General features: G+C 42.2%; 18 protein-coding genes. 3 read left to right on the top strand and 15 right to left on the bottom strand.

Going from position 1 to position 19,527, the window contains the following annotated elements; genetic code table 11:
• From dxs to FXZ76_RS01320, 11 genes are all read right to left on the bottom strand, one after another.
• Positions 1-1,869, bottom strand: a complete 1,869-nt coding sequence (dxs, locus tag FXZ76_RS01370) for a 1-deoxy-D-xylulose-5-phosphate synthase (protein ID WP_079535345.1) — start codon at positions 1,867-1,869, stop codon at positions 1-3.
• The gene (locus tag FXZ76_RS01365; RefSeq protein ID WP_079535344.1) at positions 1,856-2,071 is read right to left on the bottom strand and encodes a hypothetical protein; all 216 of its coding nucleotides are present in this window, start codon (positions 2,069-2,071) and stop codon (positions 1,856-1,858) included. Before FXZ76_RS01365 ends, dxs begins: the two co-directional genes overlap by 14 nt.
• Positions 2,071-2,520: a transcription antitermination factor NusB gene (gene nusB / locus FXZ76_RS01360; RefSeq protein WP_079535343.1), complete on the bottom strand. Its 450-nt coding sequence runs from the start codon at positions 2,518-2,520 to the stop codon at positions 2,071-2,073. The genes FXZ76_RS01365 and nusB overlap by 1 nt, the downstream gene beginning before the upstream one ends.
• 25 nt (positions 2,521-2,545) lie before the next feature.
• The gene (locus FXZ76_RS01355; RefSeq protein WP_079535342.1) at positions 2,546-2,902 is read right to left on the bottom strand and encodes an Asp23/Gls24 family envelope stress response protein; all 357 of its coding nucleotides are present in this window, start codon (positions 2,900-2,902) and stop codon (positions 2,546-2,548) included.
• A gap of 16 nt (positions 2,903-2,918) precedes the next feature.
• Positions 2,919-4,274, bottom strand: coding sequence for an acetyl-CoA carboxylase biotin carboxylase subunit (gene accC / locus FXZ76_RS01350; protein WP_079535341.1), 1,356 nt, complete (start codon positions 4,272-4,274; stop codon positions 2,919-2,921).
• A gap of 9 nt (positions 4,275-4,283) precedes the next feature.
• Positions 4,284-6,164 carry an acetyl-CoA carboxylase biotin carboxyl carrier protein gene (gene accB / locus FXZ76_RS01345; RefSeq protein ID WP_079535340.1) on the bottom strand — a complete coding sequence of 627 codons (1,881 nt, stop codon included), beginning with the start codon at positions 6,162-6,164 and terminating at the stop codon, positions 4,284-4,286.
• A gap of 22 nt (positions 6,165-6,186) precedes the next feature.
• On the bottom strand, positions 6,187-6,750 hold the full coding sequence (gene efp / locus FXZ76_RS01340; RefSeq protein WP_079535339.1) for an elongation factor P: 564 nt from the start codon (positions 6,748-6,750) through the stop codon (positions 6,187-6,189).
• An 86-nt stretch (positions 6,751-6,836) separates the two neighbouring features.
• Positions 6,837-8,831, bottom strand: coding sequence for a heavy metal translocating P-type ATPase (locus FXZ76_RS01335; protein ID WP_079535338.1), 1,995 nt, complete (start codon positions 8,829-8,831; stop codon positions 6,837-6,839).
• A 304-nt stretch (positions 8,832-9,135) separates the two neighbouring features.
• On the bottom strand, positions 9,136-9,948 hold the full coding sequence (locus FXZ76_RS01330; RefSeq protein WP_079535337.1) for a formate dehydrogenase accessory sulfurtransferase FdhD: 813 nt from the start codon (positions 9,946-9,948) through the stop codon (positions 9,136-9,138).
• 35 nt (positions 9,949-9,983) lie between these two features.
• Positions 9,984-11,786: a Na/Pi cotransporter family protein gene (locus tag FXZ76_RS01325; RefSeq protein ID WP_079535336.1), complete on the bottom strand. Its 1,803-nt coding sequence runs from the start codon at positions 11,784-11,786 to the stop codon at positions 9,984-9,986.
• Positions 11,787-13,241 (bottom strand): lipopolysaccharide biosynthesis protein, encoded by a 1,455-nt coding sequence (locus tag FXZ76_RS01320; protein ID WP_079535335.1) that lies wholly within the window; start codon positions 13,239-13,241, stop codon positions 11,787-11,789.
• A 125-nt stretch (positions 13,242-13,366) separates the two neighbouring features.
• Between FXZ76_RS01320 and FXZ76_RS01315 the strand changes: the two genes are divergently transcribed.
• Together FXZ76_RS01315 and FXZ76_RS01310 are read left to right on the top strand one after the other, a co-directional pair.
• A complete protein-coding gene (locus FXZ76_RS01315; RefSeq protein ID WP_079535334.1) occupies positions 13,367-14,467 on the top strand; it encodes a hypothetical protein in 1,101 nt (366 codons plus the stop codon).
• A 146-nt stretch (positions 14,468-14,613) separates the two neighbouring features.
• Positions 14,614-15,588: a 4-(cytidine 5'-diphospho)-2-C-methyl-D-erythritol kinase gene (locus FXZ76_RS01310; protein WP_079535333.1), complete on the top strand. Its 975-nt coding sequence runs from the start codon at positions 14,614-14,616 to the stop codon at positions 15,586-15,588.
• Positions 15,589-15,658: 70 nt separating this feature from the next.
• On the opposite strand, the gene FXZ76_RS01305 is transcribed toward FXZ76_RS01310, so the two are convergent.
• The 4 genes from FXZ76_RS01305 to FXZ76_RS06290 all read right to left on the bottom strand — a co-directional run bounded on the left by FXZ76_RS01305 (position 15,659) and on the right by FXZ76_RS06290 (position 17,912).
• The gene (locus FXZ76_RS01305) at positions 15,659-16,474 is read right to left on the bottom strand and encodes a hypothetical protein (RefSeq protein WP_079535332.1); all 816 of its coding nucleotides are present in this window, start codon (positions 16,472-16,474) and stop codon (positions 15,659-15,661) included.
• A gap of 2 nt (positions 16,475-16,476) precedes the next feature.
• Positions 16,477-16,890, bottom strand: a complete 414-nt coding sequence (locus FXZ76_RS01300) for a YtxH domain-containing protein (RefSeq protein ID WP_079535331.1) — start codon at positions 16,888-16,890, stop codon at positions 16,477-16,479.
• 90 nt (positions 16,891-16,980) lie between these two features.
• Positions 16,981-17,751: a hemolysin family protein gene (locus FXZ76_RS01295; RefSeq protein WP_147571493.1), complete on the bottom strand. Its 771-nt coding sequence runs from the start codon at positions 17,749-17,751 to the stop codon at positions 16,981-16,983.
• Positions 17,752-17,756: 5 nt separating this feature from the next.
• On the bottom strand, positions 17,757-17,912 hold the full coding sequence (locus tag FXZ76_RS06290) for a hypothetical protein (protein WP_157887269.1): 156 nt from the start codon (positions 17,910-17,912) through the stop codon (positions 17,757-17,759).
• A 19-nt stretch (positions 17,913-17,931) separates the two neighbouring features.
• Between FXZ76_RS06290 and FXZ76_RS01290 the strand changes: the two genes are divergently transcribed.
• Positions 17,932-19,512 (top strand): TrkH family potassium uptake protein, encoded by a 1,581-nt coding sequence (locus FXZ76_RS01290; protein WP_079535329.1) that lies wholly within the window; start codon positions 17,932-17,934, stop codon positions 19,510-19,512.
• The last annotated feature ends 15 nt before the right edge of the window (positions 19,513-19,527 follow it).

Below are 19,527 nucleotides of genomic sequence, written 5' to 3'. Positions count from 1 at the left end.
TTATAGGGAATTCATTATTTTGTCAGCAATACTGCCAGGATGTAAACCGAGAGATGTAAATAATTCCCCGCACGTACCATGTTCAACAAATTGATCATCAAATCCAAAAGTTAAAACTTTCGGCATTTTTTCACAATTTTTTGCAAGTTCAGCTACAGCAGCTTCGCCTGCTCCTCCTTGCAAAATGCCATCCTCAATTGTCACAACTACCTGTGCTCGAGAAGCCTGCGCTATCGCATCTTTGTCTAAAGGCTTTACAAAACGCATGTCAAAAACACCGCAAGAAATCCCATTCATTTCTAGGATTTTAGAAGTCTCCACAGCGGTCTTAGTCATTTTCCCAAAAGCTAAAACTTTGACATCATCACCAGGTTTGATTTCTCGTGACTTTCCCATTTTAAACTCCGGATGATGGACAGCATAATGCGGGCAATTTCCTCTGGGATAACGAATTGCAACAGGGCCGTCACACTCAACTGCGAATTTGAGAGCTTTTTGAAGTTCAACTTCTCCACTAGGAGCAATGACTGTCATGTTTGGCATCATTCTGAGGTAGGCCAAATCAAACTCACCGTGATGAGTTGGCCCATCGTCGCCCACAAGTCCAGCTCTGTCAATAGCAAAAATCACGTGCTTTTTCTCTAGACAAATGTCAATCATCATCTGATCGATGGCACGCTGTAAAAATGTCGAATATATGCAAACCACAGGAAGCTTTCCAGAATATGCAAGACCAGAAGCTATGCCTACGGCATTTTCCTCTGCAATTCCCACATCAATAAAGCGATCAGGAAATTCCCTATGAAATTTCTTTAACCCGCAGCCACCTTCCATTGCAGCAGTAATGGCAACAATGTCTTCGTTTTCTTTCGCTAGTTCAACTAACTCATCACCAAAAACATCTGTCCATTTTGTCGCCACGCGACAAATCGGCTTTCCAGTTGCAACATCAAACTTGCCAACTCCGTGAAAGCCTTCAGGGTCAAGTTCAGCAGGTGCATAGCCCTTTCCTTTACGAGTGATCGCATGAATGAGCACAGGCCCATCGACATCTTTCACAAGATCAATCATTTCGCGAACTTCTGATATTGAATTTCCATTGATGGGAGGTGTGCACATGATTCCCATCTTTTCAAAAACCATAGATTGCGGAAATAGCATCGATTTTAAAGAAGATTTCGTTCTGCTAACAAAATCAATCGCACGTTTGCCAAATTCGCCTCGTTCTGAAAGCCGTTGTTTCATTGCACTGCGAGCGTTGCGATAGTTTTTTGTTGCACGAATGTTGCTTAAATGTCTTGTTATTGCCCCGACAGAAGCTGAAATTGCCATCGCATTATCATTTAGAATAATAATCATTTTCAGCTGTTTTGAGCCAATATAATTCAGCGCTTCGAGTGCCATCCCACCTTCAATTGCGGCGTCTCCAATGATTGTCACAACTTTTGAGTCGGTGTTGTTCAGACGATTTGTTAGCGCATAACCTGCTGCAACTGAAAGCGAATCAGAAGCATGCCCCGCAACATTACTGTCATATTGACTAACACTTGGTCGCGGAAAGCCAGGAAAACCACCAAACTCACGAAGTGTTTTAAAACTATCAACTTTTCCACACAATAACATGTGAGCATAGGATTGATGCCCAACATCAAAAATCAATTTATCTTTTGGAACATCAATTTCGCTGTGAACTGCAAGAATCAAATCGACCGCACCGAGCGAAGGCGCAATGTGGCCTCCGTTAGTTGAGGTAACAGAAATTATTTCCTCTCTGATTTCATTCGCAAGAATCTCAAGTTCTTCATCAGTTAAAAATTGAACATCAGAAGGTCGTGAGATTACATCGAGTATACGGTTATTCTCCGCCATCGTTCTTATCTTGCTCCGATTTTTCGTCAAGAACAACTTTTTCTTTAACCTGTTCACAAACATCCATGCCAATGTTTACTGCCTCTTCAAGCATAGACAAAAGATCGTCTGTGGAAACATTTTCAGAATCCACTTGCTCGCCAATTTCCTGAAGTCGCTCTTTGTTTTGTGAAAGCTCTTTCGAAAAATCCGCTAAAGCCATTAAGCCTCTTCGCCCTCGATACCTTGTGCAATAGCGCCAAGAATTCCATTTACGAATTTGTGTGACTCAGCGCCACCAAACCCTTTTGCAAGCTCAACTGCTTCATCAATCGTCACAGAAACTGGAACATCATCAACGTGAAGCATTTCGAATATGGCAACGCGAATAATGTTCAAATCGACGAGGGACATACGGTCAATAGACCAATTTTTTGACAAATTTGAAAGTCTCTCATCAATTTCATCTATGTTATTCATCACACCATGAATCAGCATTTGAGCATAATCATCCATGGGTCCTTCAATTAAATCTAACTCGCCATTTTCCATCAAAGAATCGGGTGTCACTTCAAGTTTTTTACCCTCTTCAGTTGATTTTCTCATCTCCCATGCGAACAAAACTTGCACAGCTGTTCGACGGGAAAGACTTCTCTCGTGTTTGTGTGCCATATTCTTTTAGCCCTACTGTTAGTATTTAGGCTACTTTGCTAAAAGTAACGCCCTCAACCGACACGTCAACTTTTCCAATCTCAATACCAGTTTGAAGGAAAAGAGCGTCTGCAATGTTTTCGCGAACTTTATTCGCAACCTCTGGAATTGAATAACCATATTTGCAAGCAATGTGAATTTTTACATCTAGCTTGCCATTCTCATTAACGGCAGTTTCAACTGGCGCAATTTTTGCGCAACTAATGAATTGCGAAACAACATTGCATGAGCGGAAAGAGCACACTGAAGCAACGCCCTCAACTTCGCTTGCCGCTATTGTAATTACGCGATCAACAACACCAGGTGCAATTGACATTGAAGGTGACGAAAAATTTCTTGCCATAACCAGCCTCCAGATTCTATTCCAAAATGTCTGGCATTTGAGTGTCTATAAAATCAGTGTGAGCATCCCCTGCAACAAATGCTTCATTCTCAAGAACTCTTTGATGAAAAGGAATTGTTGTTTTAATTCCTTCAACTTCAAACTCTTCCAAGGCACGCTTTGCACGAGCAACTGCCTCTTCACGGTCTTGACCATAACAAATGAGTTTTGCAACAAGCGAATCATAGAATGGAGAAACGCTTGCGCCTTCTGTGAGGTAGGTGTCAACACGAACGCCTGGCCCAGAAGGAATTCTAAACTTCGTGATTTTTCCAGGCGTGGGCATGAACTTGTTGTCAACGTCTTCTGCATTAATTCTCATCTCTATTGCTGCGCCTTGTGGTGAGAAAGGAGCTCTGTCAGCACAGCTGATTGGTTCACCTGCAGCAATGCGAATCTGTTCTTTGATGATGTCAGTACCTGTAATCAACTCTGACACAGGGTGTTCGACTTGAACACGAGTGTTCATTTCCATGAAATAAAACTTGCCGTCTTCATCAAGCAAAAACTCAATCGTTCCAGCGTTGCGATAGTCAACCGCTCTAACAGCTTTAGTGGCAGCAACACCCATTTCACGACGAAGTTCATCTGTCAGAGCAGGGCTTGGTGCTTCTTCCAATAGTTTCTGATGTCTACGCTGAATTGAACAATCGCGCTCACAAAGTGCGATTCTGTGGTCGAAGTCGTCTGCCAAAACTTGAATTTCAACATGTCTTGGTCTCAAGACAAGTTTTTCAAGATAAACATCACCATTTCCAAAAGCAGCCTTAGCCTCAACTTGAGCCTGCGTAAACTGAGATTCTAAATCTTCAGGTTTGTGAACTTCACGCATACCCTTTCCACCGCCACCAGCAGTGGCCTTAATAAGAACAGGATAGCCAACGCTCTCGGCAAATTCGCGAGCTTCTTCAACAGTTTCGCAAATTCCGTCACTTCCAGGAACAACCGGCACACCGCACTTAATCATGGTTTCGCGAGCTGTCGCCTTGTCTCCCATCATTGAAATGCAATCAGCGGAAGGACCAATAAACTTGATGTCATTTAATTCGCAAGCTTTCGCAAAATCAGCATTTTCTGCTAAAAAGCCATAGCCTGGATGAATTGCTTCTGCACCAGTGTTTTCGGCAGCAGCAATAATATTTGACATAACGAGGTAGCTTTTAGTCGCTGGAGCAGGTCCAATACAAACTGCTTCATCAGCAAGCTTTACAGGCAAAGAGTCTTTGTCGGCCTCAGAATAAACAGCAACAGTTTTGACTCCAAGCTCTTTGGCTGCACGAATAACGCGCAGAGCAACTTCACCTCTGTTAGCAATCAGGATTTTTTTGAACATAAGTAATTCCTATACGTTTTGTGAGATTGACTGGGCACTTGAAATTGGCTCAAGCCAGAACAAAACTGTTCCAAATTCAACAGGTGTTGAGTCTTTCAAGCAAACCTCTTTAACAACTCCAACTTCGTCAGCAGTAATTTCATTCATGAGTTTCATTGCCTCTACGATGCAAAGTGTCTCACCAGCTGCCACTTCGTCGCCGACCTTTACAAAAGGTGCCTCGCCAGGAGCAGGAGCTTCATAGAATGTGCCCACCATTGGAGCTTTTACAGGAATCCAGTGTGATGGCTTGTCACTAGCTGGGGCTGCTGCAGGTGCAGGCGCTGCTGCAGGTGCAGGCGCTGCTTGAGCTGGAGCTGCTACTGCCGGTGCAGCTACTCCGCAGCATCCAGGCATTCTCACAGCAACTTTTGTGCCAGCCTCTTCAACTACAATCTCGCCAACGCCGGTCTCTTGAACAACATTAACAAGCTCTTTAATTTGTTGAATATCCACGTAATCCTCCTCTTTTGCTGACGACACTTCACTTTCAGGCATGAAGTCGACATTTTCTTGTGCTTGATGTTTTGAGAGATATGTTCTTGCAGAATTAGGGAAAAGCGCATACATCAAAACGTCTTCGTCTGATTTCGCTAAATCACCAATTTCTTCTTTGAAGTCTTCAAACGTTGTCGTTGCGAGTGTGCAAGGAGCAACGTCGGGTGGCAAAATTCCTTCACCGCCAGTTGCCTTCAACAAGATGTCTTTATCAATTTCTCCTGGAGCTTTTCCGTAATAGCCCTTTAGATAATCCTTCATTTCTGCAGAAATAACACTCCAGCGTTTACCTGTTAGAACATTAAACACAGCTTGCGTGCCAACAATTTGTGACATTGGAGTTACAAGTGGTGGGTAACCAACCTCTGCACGAACGCGTGGAATCTCTTCCATCACTTCTTCTAGACGATCCGATGCTTTTTGAGCCTCAAGCTGGCTAACCAAGTTGCTCATCATGCCGCCAGGAACTTGATGAGAATAAACCTTCATGTGCATCAAAGAAGAAACGCCTTGCTTGTAGTGATTCTTCTTTCTCACATTTTCCCAATAATCGCTAATCTCAAACAAAAGATCGAGGTCAAGGTCGGTGTTAAATTTGCTTTCATTGAGTGAAGCAACAATCATTTCAACGGCTGGGTGTGAGTTTCCAAAAGCCAATGGGGCATGAGCAGTGTCAGCAATTTCTGCACCAGCTTCTGCTGCTTTAATGATGTTTGTGGAAGCCATGCCACCAACATAATGAGAATGCACATGAACTGGAAGGCCAATCTCTTTGTTGAAAGCCGTAACAATTCGCTCAGTTCTGTATGGTGTGAGCATGCCTGCCATGTCCTTTATGCAAATGGTGTGTGCACCCAAATCCTTGAGCTTTTGAGCATATTCAAGATAGGAGTCAAGTGTGTGAACTGGCGAAATTGTGTAAGAAATTGCGCCTTCAAAAAGACCACCACATTCTAGAATTGCCTCAGCGTTGTCTGTGATGTTTCGAATGTCATTCAACGCATCGAAAACACGGAAAACTTCAACACCATTAGTGTGGGCTGCGTGAATGAAGCGTGTGACAATGTCTTTTGAATAGTGTTTGTATCCAACGAGGTTTTGGCCACGAGATAGCATTGCAAGTGGGGTGTTTGGCGTCATTGCTTTTATCGAGCGGAGCCTCTCCCATGGATTCTCATCCAAAAATCTCAAGCATGAGTCAAATGTAGCACCACCCCAAGCTTCGATTGCCCAATAGCCAACTTTGTCCATTTTTGGCAAAATCGGCAAAATGTCGCCAATGGTCATACGAGTCGCCCACAAGCTTTGTTGCCCGTCGCGAATCGTCGTATCCATTATCTTCAAGCGTGACATCTTCTTCCCTTTTCTAATATGACTAGACTCTTTTAACAAAACGACCGTCGCGGGTGTCCATTTGAAGAACATCCCCAATTTCGATAAATGTAGGAACTTGAACTTCCACACCCGTTTCAAGAGTTGCAGGCTTTAAAGTGTCTTGAACTGTGTTTCCTTTAAATCCAGGTTCAGTTGCTGTAACTTCAAGCTCAACAAACATTGGAGGTTCAATAGAAATCAAATCATCACCCGCATAAAGCAGTGAAGCATCGTCGTTTTCTTTCAACCATTTGGCTGCCTCGCCAACGGTTTCTTTTGGCATTGACATCTGCTCATAGGTGTCATTGTCCATGAAATAATAATCAGCGCCATCGTTGTAGAGATATTGCATCTTCTTAGTTTCAAGACGAACATTTTCGAATTTTACGCCTGAATTGAAGGTGTAGTCTACTACGCGGCCCGTTCTGATGTCTTTCAGTTTTGTGCGAACAAACGCACTTCCTTTTCCAGGTTTTACATGCTGAAATTCAACGATAGTGCAAAGCTTACCGTTATATTCGATGCACATTCCGTTTCTGAAATCAGCGGTCGAAATTTGGGCCACTTGCTCTCCCTTCTAGATTGTCAATAATGCAATAGCTAATTTTAGCACAGGGCACACGTGAGAAAAATAAACCGCGCGGTTGACGGTTACTTGAAACTTTTCAACAAAAGAGAGTTTGAAACCACAGTCACAGAAGATAAAGCCATTGCTGCACCTGCAACTGCTGGTGCCAAAATTCCGAATACTGCCAATGGAATCATAATGCAGTTATATATGAGGGCCCAAAACAGGTTTTGCTTAATCTTTCTTAAAGTCGCCTTTGAAAGATCAATCGCCTTTACAACGTCGGTAACTTTGTTGTGCATTAAAACAATTGAACCTGCGTCGATTGCGACATCGGTGCCACTCGACATTGCGATTCCAACATCGGCCTTTGCAAGAGCAGGAGCATCGTTTATGCCATCACCGACAAATGCAAGAATTCCAGCCGGTCTGCTTGCCTTAATCTCATCGACATGCTCACCCTTTTCTGTAGGAAGAACTTCGCACACTAAATTGTCAGGAGAAATTCCCACCTGACCAGCAATCTCTTCTGCACGGTCTCTCTTGTCTCCAGAAACCATCCAAGGCGTGACGCCCATGTTTTTCAAAGCAGAGATTGCGTCCTTTGCGTCTGGTTTGATCTTGTCATTTTTTACAACTATGCTGGCATCCTCGGTGTCAAGCACAACTCCAGTCGTTAAAGTGCCAGTTTTATCAAAAACGCAGGTGTTGATTTTGCACGCAGTTTCAAGCATCTCGCCATCTTTAATGAGTATGCCAAGTTCTGCTCCTTTTCCCATTCCAACCATGAGTGCAGTTGGAGTCGCCAGTCCAAGAGCACAAGGACAGGCAACACAAATGGTCGCAATTGCAGGCAAAATTGCATTTTTGAGAATGTCTCCAGGGGTGCCACTTTGAGAAAAACCATAAATGAGCCAACCAACAAAGGTAATCGCAGCAATAATAAAAATCGCAGGCACAAAAATTCCAGCAATTTTGTCAGCAATCCTCTGAATTGAAGGCTTTGAGCTTTCGGCGTCTTCAACAGCTTGAATGATGTGCGCTAATTGAGTGTCGCCACCAACGCTTTTTGCAACAATCACAATTTTCGAACCCAAATTCAGTGTTCCAGCTGAAACTTGATCACCCTTTTTCTTCTCAACAAGCTCGGCTTCACCTGTAAGCATGCTCTCATCAACTTGGCTCGTGCCATTTTTCACTTCTCCATCAACAGGGAAATTATCACCCTTGTTGATAATCAACATCTCACCTGGGAAAACGTCCTCAATTGAAGCCTCGTGAGTTTCTCCAGTCTTAGAGATAACTGTAACCGTGTCTGGTGTCAGACGAATGAGCTTTTCAACTGCGTCTCCAGCATGAGTTTTAGCACGCGATTCCAGAAGTTTGCCTAACATTACAAAAGTTATCAACATGTCACATGTTTCAAAATAGGGCATTCCATCATTTATTGTCGAATCACCAAAAGTAATGTAGATAGAAAAAAGAAATGCAATTGTTGTGCCCGCCGCAACTAACACATCCATGTTCGCCATGCCACTTTTGATTGAAGCAACAGCTCCTTTGTAAAACTTAGCCCCAAAAACAAACTGAACTGGAATTGTTAACAACATCACGAGCACGTTCGCACAAAACATGTGCATTGCCATCGCATCTCCTGATGCAGAAGTTCCAAAACCTGCAGAAGCTAGGGCATCATAAATCAGTTTCCCGGTGTGCATGTGCCACCCGGGAATCATGCAAATCGAGACAACAACTACTGTAATAACAGCTGATATCACAAATGCAGAGAGGTCGCGTTTTTCTTGTTTTTGCGCTTTCGCCTTTCGTTCTTTTAATATTTTCATCTTGTTGTCGCCCTCGACGATCTTGGCAGAAAAAGACAGATCATTAAAGACTTTCAAAACATCTTCAGGAGTCGTGAGCGTTGTATCATAAACAACTTTTCCTGAATTAGAAGCAAGGCTAACAGTGGCTGTTACGACGCCAGGAACGCCATTCAAATGATTCTCAACATTCATTGCACAATTGCCGCAGTGCATTCCATCAATGAGAATCCTAAAAGCTTCTTGATTTGCCATAAAAACGCTCCCTATTTGGCACCATGTTGTTAACTCAGATTAAATACAGTTATCCATTATTGACTGTTAGTAGTGTTTCGAAATTGTCGAACATACTCTAAACAAATAATTAATCGAGACTTTTACAACTTAATTTAGATTAAAATAATTTTTAATCGAATTATAGAAACTTTTATTCAAAAGTCAAATGAGTCTTTGCAGGAATCAGTTTCTTCAATAAAAAATGAGTCAAACGTAGCATAAAAATTAAACCTATTAAGGAAAGACAAAATTGGCAAAAACAGCGGCTTTGGAAATCATGAAATCAGAAATCAAGATAGACATCAGCTGAATCAGGATAGGCACTACATATCAACGTGAGTTTTGATTGCATCGCCAGATCAATCGCCGAATCAGTTGGCACCGCCTTTGATACAAGAATCGGTATCTTCGCTCGGATTGCTTTAGTCACCATGTCAACAGGAAGACGACCACTAGTAAAAACCATGCATTGCTTCAAATCAAAACCAGCACAAACTGCCGTTCCAACTGCTTTGTCAAAAGCATTGTGCCTTCCAAGATCCTCACAAACAATTGGTTTGGAAGAATCGAAATTCTGTCCTTTTTGTGAAATGTAGCAGCTGTGTGTGCCAAAGCTCTTTTTGTGGGCAGGAGAATCTTCCTTGAAAAATCTAGTGATTTTAAACAACCAATCGTAATCCCAATCTATTGGGCTCACAACTCCTGGCATTTCTTCCGTTTGAAAAAAAGAATTTAGTGTTTTGTTCCCAGTGCAACAGGTGGGAACACTTTCAAGTTGAGTTTTTGAAAAGTCGGCTTTGTTTGAATCTTTCAAAATGACTTCTGCGCGATTTCCATAATCGCAAACATAGACCTGTTCAATTTCATCAGCACCATCAACAATCCCCTGAGTAATCAATCTCCCAATAACCAAATTTGAAAGATTGTCAGGAGAACAAACTACCTCAAAAGTGGGAACCGTGTTAATTATCACGTCCATGTGATGTTCCAAAGCAACACTCTGAATTTGTTCATTTTTTTTCCCATCGGGATAAATGCGGGTAACCTTTAAATCTTCAAGGCTTTCCTCCCCTTTGAATTTATCTATTACTTCCATGGTTATCCCTAGAGATCACAAATTAAACCCAACAGCTATTCTTTTACTCTAGCTTCAGTTTCAGTGTTTTTATCAGAGTCGACACTTGCTCCAGCATCTAAATCTTTAGTGGTCAAAACCTCAGTTTCTGTATTCTCATCATGATTTTCTTCAGGACGCTGAGGTTCAAGAATCTTTAGTTCTGTGTCTTCGAGAACTTCTTCAGCTAGACTCAAGCAATTGTCGCCGATTCTTTGCAATGATGTCAATATCTCTGGGTAGGCATTTACCAAACTTTCATCACACTCTTTATTTTTCCAGCGTTTAAGATGGTTTTTGTTAGAGCGTTTAATGTATTTGTGATATTTCGTGATGTCTGTCACAACTGTTTCAGCGAGACCTTTATCTTTTTCAGAAAGAGCAGTGATGACGTTTGTGTATGCTTGAATTGCCACTCTGAAAATATCATGGATTTCAGACTGTCCTGCCTCTGAAAACACCATTTTTCCCTCGCGCTGCGACCCTGCCACATTAGCAACCTCAACAAGGCGTTCTGAAATTCTAGAAATGTCATTATTAATAGAAAGCAAACTTGCAATTTGCTCAGATTGACTTTCAGTCACAGAAGTTCCGCTCAAACAAGCAGCAATATAGGAAGAAATGTGTCTCTGTATTTCTCTAATTTCTTGACCTTGATCTTGAACCTCAAGAATTGTTGCCCGCCGCTTTGGACCAATCAGCGCAACTTCTGTCTTTTTCATCATTTCGCCAACCAGGCGACCGCTTCTTTCAAGTTCAAGAGACAAAAGATACATTGCAGCAACAGGTTGGTTAACCACTGAATTGTTCAAGAAAGGAGGAAGAATGTCTCCCATTGAAGTAGCTTTGTCTTTGCCAGGGATGATGAGCATAACGCTCTTTTCAAGCACACCAATTAGTGGAAGCCAAAAACAAGTGTTGATAATGTTAAAGATTGTGTGAGCATTTGCAATTTGTCTTGGCAAGACATCGACTGGATTTCCAGGTGATATTGCAATGACTAGTGGTGCAAAAACAGGGATCAAAAACATGAAAATTATTGACCCGATAATCTTAAAAAGCGTGTGCGCAACTGCGACTCGCTTCGCATCTTTTGACTGCCCAATGCAAGCAATTAGCGCAGTGATTGTTGTTCCAATGTTATCGCCAAACAAAATTGGCATTGACTGCGCAAGCGACAAAGTAGCATTGCCATCTGACCCAGGTGCCGCTGCAAAATTCTGCAAAACTGCAACTGTTGCTGAAGAACTTTGAACAATGAGAGTCATTCCAGTTCCAACAAGAAGCCCAAGCACTGGAATGTTCTTTACCGATTCTATTAAGTTAAGAAAAACGGGACTGGAAGCTAAAGGCCCCATGGCATCGCCCATAATCTCAATGCCCAAGAATAAAATACCGAATCCCAGAATTCCCATGCCGACGTTTTTTATTGTTTCTTTTTTGAAAACAAAGAAAATAAAAAAGCCGACAAAAATAATCGGCATGATGTAGTCAGTTAAATTGAACGCGACGATTTGTGCAGTGATTGTGGTACCAATGCTTGCACCAAGAGTAACAGAGATTCCTTGACGCAAAGTCATCAGTCCAGCGGAAACAAACCCTACCACCATAACAGATGTCGCCGAAGAACTTTGAAGAAGAGCTGTAACTAAAGTGCCAGCTAGAACACCCATAATTGGGTTTCTGGTCAAAAATCCGAGCACCTGCTTCATCCTGTCTCCAGCAGCTTTTTGAAGAGCGTCACTCATTGCATTCATTCCAAAAAGGAAAAGTGCAAGACCACCAAACAGAGCGAAGCCTGTTTGCAGATATCCGTTCATTTATTTCCCCTCACCCATTGGCTGGTCTTCCATCAAATCAAGAAAAGACTTGCGAACCTTTTCTTCAGTCTCTTTGCGAATTTGAGATTCCCTGGTTAAATCGCCCCTGATTCTGAAATATTCCCAAACAAGAAGCACCAACAAAATAGATTCTATTATTAAATAGGACAGAATAGCACCGTCAAGACCTTCAAATCCGATGAGCAACGACGGAATAAAGAGAGAGAAAGCAAAAGTAACGCAATACAGCGTCATAACATCCTTTTGACGGCGCATTACAGTAATCACTTGATAAATAAAATCGATGGCACAAGTGACACCACCAGTTGCAATCATGACATATGAAAGTTTGCGATAATTCTCGAAATCGACACCATAAAAAAAGCTCATAACTGGAATTCCAAATGAAGCCATAAAAGCCCAAGCTCCTGCTGTAATCGCAACTATCACCAGCAATATAGCAAGAATCAGAACATCAAATTTGCGTCTCTTTTTGTCATCTTGCCAAACGTCGGCCATTCGCAAAATCAAAGGTTTATAGACAAGCTGACCCAGTATTAATATGCATTGAGCTGGGAAATATAGAGCATTGAAGTAGAGCTGGGCGTCGTAGTCAAGCGCTCCCTCCATCACGAGTTTTGGCATGTTTTCGATGACATTGAAAAGAAACACCGCCAAGAATAGCGGCGCCGTGATTTTTAGGAGTTTCCAAACGCTACTAAGACTAAATCCATGAGATTTCTGTGTTTCAAGAAGTGCCAGAGGCAAAGTCAAAACAAAAAAAGTAATTGCGGCAACAATAGCCATTGCCCAGCAAGCAGTTGCTGAGTTTCTTGTTATCAAAAGGAAAATACAAAAGAAAAAGAGCGCTGCAATTGAGCGAACCGCCTGCGAAATGCCTGCAAGATATAGTTTGTCGCACTGTTGAAGTCGCCCTTCGTAAACATCTGCCAAAGCATCAACACATCTGTAAACAAGCACAGCGGTGACAATTGCGTTCATGTCACCGGTGTATCCACGAAAACCGCAATACCACCAGCCCGCCAACAGCATTAAAACACACGTAACCCAACGTGTGGCTTGATAATCCATGAAGGAATGCTCGCGTTTAATGTCAGATGCTTGATAGGCACGGGTTCCAAAATTGCCTACAAACATGAGCAAAAGACCAATGACAAACGCCATTGAAATTCTGCCGGCTTGCTCAACACCAACTAGTTGAGTTGAAACCATCGTAACTACTGGAAAAACAAAAGACCAGCAGGCAGTACCAATGGAATTCCAAAGGAAATCTCGGGTTGTTTGATGAGAACCATAAATTGCTTCTTGCTCAGCAAGACCATCACCCTTCATCGCGCCAACAACGCGATCAAACCATTGATTAACCTGGCGTGTTATCCAGTTTTGCTTGCGAGGCTTGCTGCTAAAAGCTTTCCTCTCAGCTCTTAATTTCATTGTTTACGCGACACCTCTTATATAACTGCAAACAGGGCTTTTGTCTAATATAATAATTCTAGTTGAAAACGGGGGCGCGTTTCTACAATTGCCACCATTAGTGAAAATGATAGGCGGAAGACCTAGTGGAAGATAAGACTTCATTTGAAAAGGAAGAGATTACTCTTCGCCCAGCGCCCACAAATCCCAGAGTGGATAAGGCAAAATCTCATCACAAGGCGACAGCAAGTCTGCCTGGTGGTGATAAATACACCTCAATCACAAAGTGGAGAAGAAGAATCCTTGCTGTTTTGGGAATTCTTGCACTCATTTACATTTGTTACACAATTGCGTTGACAATGAACTTTGGAGGTTCATTGCTTGCCCCAGATGGTCCAAGCCAATCAACAGTTGAAGCTGACTTTAAAAAGGTTTCTCCTCCAGCATATGATTCCCTAAAATACCTAAAAGAAACAACTGCGAGCAACCCTGACGTGAAAAATGTCAAAATTGGACGCGTTGTCACTTCTACTGGCGAAGGTTCTTCTAGCTACATTTGTGATGCCTCCGCAGAAGTCACATTCTCTAATGAAAGCATCACCTCTACATCAAAAATGCGTATTAAATATACCTATAACAGCCTGCTTCATTCGTGGAGTGCAGGACAAAGCGAGATTGAAAGTTCAAACTACCACCCGAACAGCGGACCAGACGCCGACAAAATAGAAGAGGACGCAATGACGCTTCTCGAAGAATATGATGCCGATTCCGCAGCAAAAATGGAAGGAGCGAGCATTTCAAGAGAAGGCGAACTGGGAGATGATGGTGGAGAGCTCACAATTATCTTCACAAAACCAGGAGCTGGCGCAAATGGTGGAAATTTAGTAAAAACAATGAAAGTTCGCGTCGGTTGGAGCGAGGTTTCCGGTTGGGTAGCAAGCGTTACTTGGCTTGGAACAACCGGGGAAACCCTGAGTGATGACGTTATCAAAAAAGAAAAAGAAGCGGCAGAAGCCACGATGCAACTTGCTGTATCGAGTGGAGCCTATGTGCAACTCACTGGCAATATTAGCGGCAACACACTCACAACTAATGCCGTGACAAGATACACAATTGATGGGATTGACTACGTTACTAACCAGATAGCATTAACAGGCAACACATCAAGCCTAGCTGGACAAACATCAGGGGCTGTGAACGGCACAATTTCAGTTGTCAATGGAGTTGTGACTCTAACTGTGTCATAGGCAAAAAACAAGTTTTGCTCAAATCCAAAATTTAAAACTACAAGATAGCTTTGCCTGTTTTGTGCTGTCCTAGTAAACTTATGACAGTAGCATCGAAAGCATAGGTAAATTCATCCTCGCTTTAAAGTTTGTGACCAAGGAATAAAATGAAGAGATTTAGTGCGATAGCACCAGCAAAAATTAACTTAACACTGCATGTAAGCAGAAAAAATGAAACTGATGAAAAACATGCGGTCGAAACTATTCTTCAAACAATTACTCTACATGACACATTAAATGTTTCTGTTCCTGAAAATGAAAAAGACACTCAAGAAGTCATAAATAAACGAAATAGGAAAATAAATGATGCATATGGAATAAAAGAGTCAACTGCCCAAATCATTAAATGCGAAAACATCGAGGTCTGCATTGTTGTAGATGACCTAACTGGTCAAAACATTAAGATTCCTATTTCAGAAAACCTGGTTCAGAAAACTTTCATTGCTTGCGCAAAAAAAGCAAATTTTAAAGATGAAATGCACATAGAAGTTTTGTTAGAAAAAAACATACCTGTGCAGGCCGGGCTAGGTGGGGGGTCTAGCGACGCCGCAGCTGCTCTAATAATCTCAAAAGAACTGTTTAGCCTATCAGATGAAGACATCACAGAAGTTGCAAAAGAACTAGGTTCAGACGTTGTATTCTTTTTAAAGGGTGGCTGTGCATCAATGAGTGGCGACGGCTCAATTTTCTCTAAAGAATTGCGGTCGAAGAAAATGCCGATAGTCCTTGTTAGACCTGAAGCTGGAATTTCAACAGCAGAGGCCTACCAAAAATTTGATGAATTAGATCTTCCAGGCAGCACTTATGTTGCCACCTCAACTCAAGAAGAAATGTGCTTGCATAACGACTTGCAGCCAGTTGCAAAGGAAATGTGTCCTGCCGTCACAGATGTTCTTAAATTGCTGTCAGAAGCTGCGGGCGAAGATAACACCCTCCTGTGCGGAAGTGGTTCAACATGTTTTGCAATTTGCAAATCTTTCGAGCAGTCAAGAAAAATTGCCTCCGTTGCTCAAGAGAATGGTTATTGGACACGGGCTTGCAGCTGCGTGAACATGCGAGCAACAATTAAAAAAGAATTCTAGAATTGCTTTTAAGGCAATCAATTATTTAAAAGTTCTTCAGAAAAAGAATTTAACAAAAAAGGAAAGATAGTTATTTATCTTCCCCATTAAAGGATTTCATAAATTCGTCTTTAAATCCAACAACACCTTTTTTAATAGTTGCAGAATCACGACCAGCTTTTTTTACTCCCGCATCTATAACAGTTGAAGCGGCTGCTTTAGCTTTCTTTGTTGCTGGAACCGCCTTCTTCTTAACATCGATAGCAGTTTCTATCGCTTTGTCTTTAGCTTTTGCACTGCTCACAGCCAACTTTTCGGCAGCTCCTCCAGTGAGAGGAATTGTTGAAGCCTCATTTTTAACGCACAAAACGCCACAGCCTTCATCCTCTTTGTCGTCAACAGTCATCAAACGAGCCGTGCCAGTGCCCATTCTCATTCCTAAAACAAGGTCAGATGGCAAAACACGAACCCCGAGCAACTTGTCAGAAGTAACGCCGTCAGAGACATGCAGCTCGATGAGCTTTCCTGATTTTTCTGAACAAACAACGCAATCAACAGTACCAAGGCTTTTATCGTTTTCGCAGTTAACCGTCATTCCATCCCAAACAAAAGTTTGCGAAAGCTTGATTTTGTTCTCTTTTAGGTATGCATTTGCTTTATCTTCATAGTCGGAATCAAGAATAATTGCCTTATCTTGAAAATAGATTGCATTTAGTGGAGCGAAAATGTCTTTCCTGTGAATCATCATCGCAAGATCAGGGCGTTTAACGAGCACTCCGACGCACTTCCGTTGATGAAAAACGAAAAAATGGACACGACCGACTTTTTTGACGGTTACCTCTTCGTCACTTTCGTCGGTCGTTAAATAGGCTAATTTGCCAAGATATTCAGATGTCTTGAATGACAACTCTATTCTTCAGCAGTCTCTTCAGACTCAACTTCTGCTGGAGAAACTTCATCGTCTTCAGCTTCATCCTGCTCAGCATTTTTCTTTACCTGTTGAGCTATGCGATCTCGGGCAGCTTCAATTTTTGCGCGAAGCTCATCGTTTCTGTCGTTAAATTGCGTTCCTGCAGTTTCCACTGTGCTCTTTACGTTGCCAACAAAATTGCCACCTACAGTGCTTGCTTGTTTAATGCCGTCCTGGAAAGAAGCAGCAACTTGGTCGCTGTAAGTTTGAGCATTGTTTGCAATATTAGTGGCGTAATCAGCCACGAGCGCACGATTTTCTTCACCTGTTTTTGGAGTTAAGAGAAGGGCTGCAATTCCACCGCCCAGAGCACCAACAACTACTCCGCTTGCAAAGCATCCAAATTTAGACATTTTATCCTCCTCAATTTGGTCGAACTAGTTTTAATGATTTTATCACAGTATGTATACTCGTGCTTTTTTGAGAGAACCCAAAAAAGTCGATTAAGCCTGCTTTTCAATGCGTATTGACTGAATTCTGTTTCGTCTCATCTTTTCGATTTTGAAAGAATATCCATCAAATTCAAATTCTTCGCCAGCCGTTGGGACAGAGTCAATTTCATCGAGCAACCACCCTGCAATTGTTTCATAATCTTCAGCTTCTTTAACAGGCCATCCATACTGCTCAGCAAACTTAACAGGGCATTTTCCGTCAACTCGCCACGTTGTGTCGTTAATGCGCTCGAGTAGAGCTTCTTCATCGTCAGTTTCGTCTACAATTTCGCCAACAATTTCTTCCACAATGTCTTCAACGGTGATGAGACCCTCTGTTCCACCATATTCATCAATCACAATTGCCATCTGGCAATGCTCAACTTGCATTTCTTCAAGAAGCTTAATTACATCTTTTGACTCCGGAACATATTTCGGTCGATACATGAATTTTGAACATGAAATATCAGAATCGCCGTCGAGGGCGGCCGATATTAAATCCTTGTAATGAACAATTCCAACAATCTCATCGCTGTCGGAATGTGTGACTGGTAGACGAGAATATCCAGTTCCGCGCATACGCTCCATGGCAACTCTCACGCTTTCATCGCAGTCAACGTTTATCATGTCAACGCGAGGCGTGCAAATTTCACTAGCCACTGTGCTGCCCAGATGCACAATGTCTTCAATCATGCGACGTTGCGTGTCGCTCAAACTGGATATGTCAACATCGTTTAACGTGAAAGTTAGTTCCATGAGAAGCGTCACTACATTATAACCCAATCATTTTACCAGCGTGTGATGTAAAATGTTCTTGCTATGCCAAAAACAAAGAAGACAAAAATCCCAGCTAGAGAAGTTGTTTTTTCGATTGCTTCTTTTTTGCTTTCAATCATTTGTTTAATATTTGTCCTTTGGGCAGTAACCGCAATCACAACAATCATTACAACGGTGAAATTTTAAATGTGGTCACGTTATACATTTGAAGATGTGAGAGTGATTGTGCACTACCTTGGGTTTTTGCTAATCGGATCTGCAGTAATAATGCTGCCGTCAGTTGTAACAGCGATTGTTTTCCAAGAATGGAATCCGTTGGCAAGATACACAACTTCAATTGGGGCATGCATTGCAATAGGTGCCATTTTAAGCCTTGCCAAAGTGTCGCCCGAAAAACTCACCAAACAGCAGGCAGTTGCAGTCACAGGTTTTTCCTGGATGTTTTTGTCAATTGCTGCTTCATTTACGCTTTACTATTCAGGGCATTTTGTGCAATACACCGACGCACTTTTCGATGCTGTTTCAGGCTACACCACGACAGGTGCCTCAGTTTTGGTCGACCTTGATCATCTATCTAACGCCGACAACATGTTTCGTTTCATGATGCACTTCACCGGGGGCCTTGGAATTATTGTAGTTGCACTTTCGCTCGGAATCTTCGGAAAAGGAACCTCTACGGCTCTATTCCAAGGCGAAGGAAGAGATGAACACGTTATCCCCAACATAGTCGCCGCCACGCGTTTCATCATTAGAATCACATTAATCATTGTTATGTTTTCAACACTTGTGCTTTTTTTGCTGATGGTTCACGACGGACTTGAGCCATCGCGCGCTTTTCTGCAATCTTTGTGGATGTCAATTTCAGCGTATACAACAGGTGGGTTTTCACCAATGAGTGATTCGCTAATGTATTACAACTCACTGTCGATTGAATTTGTGTGCATGCTTGTAATGATTATTGGCACTGTGAGCTTCAACATCATATATTGGATTTTCAAGGGCAAGCCAATGATGTTTTTTAATGACATCGAAACGAAAACGGGTGCTATCTGGCTCGTAATAATGATGATTATATTCACCGCTACGGCAACACAAAGCAACTATTTCAACACGCTACCATCTTTGATACACCGCGGCACATTTACGATTATCACGGCTTTTTCAACCACAGGCCTAACCGTTTTAAACCAGACTCAACTAAACGCGGTTCTGTCGTCTGGGGCTTTCATCACACTTGCCTTGATTATGGCTGTCGGTGGATCTGCAGGAAGCACCGCGGGCGGCATCAAGTTTGTGAGAATTGGGGTTATTTTCAAATCACTTGTGCTGACGATAAAAGAAGCCGTTTCGCCATCAACAGCAAAACTATCAATGCACTACCTTCACACAGGAAGGCGAGTTCTAGACGCGACCACCGTTAAAAATTCAATGACGATTTTTGTCTTGTTCATCATTGCATTTGTGATTGGAACTCTTGCAGGAATCACCCATGGATACGACGCAACAAAGTCGATGTTTGAATCGATTACGCTGACATCAAATGGAGGAATCACATGTGGCATCGCAAATGCTGGAATGCCAATTAGCCTTGAGGTCATCTACATTATTTTAATGTGGGCTGGACGTTTAGAATTTATCGCGTTGCTGGCAATCATTGCCCAATCTATAGCGAGCTTTAAGCCTAATAAACGAATACTTAAGCGTGAGGGACGATCATCTAAATTCATGAACCCCAAGTTTTCAGATGACGAGTTGCAGAAGAGTTAAAGGTCAACTGTCATG

Origin of the sequence: Phoenicibacter congonensis, assembly GCF_902386915.1 — a bacterium.
Taxonomy (GTDB): Bacteria; Actinomycetota; Coriobacteriia; order Coriobacteriales; family Eggerthellaceae; genus Phoenicibacter; species Phoenicibacter congonensis.
The sequence above is the reverse complement of the archived record's forward strand: the minus strand, read 5'-3'. Positions and strand labels throughout refer to the sequence as shown.

Coding starts and splice junctions, on each gene's coding strand:
- dxs (WP_079535345.1), bottom strand. CDS start 1,869: ATGGCGGAGAATAACCGTATACTCGATGTAATCTCACGACCTTCTGAT.
- FXZ76_RS01365 (WP_079535344.1), bottom strand. CDS start 2,071: ATGGCTTTAGCGGATTTTTCGAAAGAGCTTTCACAAAACAAAGAGCGA.
- nusB (WP_079535343.1), bottom strand. CDS start 2,520: ATGGCACACAAACACGAGAGAAGTCTTTCCCGTCGAACAGCTGTGCAA.
- FXZ76_RS01355 (WP_079535342.1), bottom strand. CDS start 2,902: ATGGCAAGAAATTTTTCGTCACCTTCAATGTCAATTGCACCTGGTGTT.
- accC (WP_079535341.1), bottom strand. CDS start 4,274: ATGTTCAAAAAAATCCTGATTGCTAACAGAGGTGAAGTTGCTCTGCGC.
- accB (WP_079535340.1), bottom strand. CDS start 6,164: ATGTCACGCTTGAAGATAATGGATACGACGATTCGCGACGGGCAACAA.
- FXZ76_RS01335 (WP_079535338.1), bottom strand. CDS start 8,831: ATGGCAAATCAAGAAGCTTTTAGGATTCTCATTGATGGAATGCACTGC.
- FXZ76_RS01330 (WP_079535337.1), bottom strand. CDS start 9,948: ATGGAAGTAATAGATAAATTCAAAGGGGAGGAAAGCCTTGAAGATTTA.
- FXZ76_RS01325 (WP_079535336.1), bottom strand. CDS start 11,786: ATGAACGGATATCTGCAAACAGGCTTCGCTCTGTTTGGTGGTCTTGCA.
- FXZ76_RS01320 (WP_079535335.1), bottom strand. CDS start 13,241: ATGAAATTAAGAGCTGAGAGGAAAGCTTTTAGCAGCAAGCCTCGCAAG.
- FXZ76_RS01310 (WP_079535333.1), top strand. CDS start 14,614: ATGAAGAGATTTAGTGCGATAGCACCAGCAAAAATTAACTTAACACTG.
- FXZ76_RS01300 (WP_079535331.1), bottom strand. CDS start 16,890: ATGTCTAAATTTGGATGCTTTGCAAGCGGAGTAGTTGTTGGTGCTCTG.
- FXZ76_RS06290 (WP_157887269.1), bottom strand. CDS start 17,912: ATGATTGTTGTGATTGCGGTTACTGCCCAAAGGACAAATATTAAACAA.
- FXZ76_RS01290 (WP_079535329.1), top strand. CDS start 17,932: ATGTGGTCACGTTATACATTTGAAGATGTGAGAGTGATTGTGCACTAC.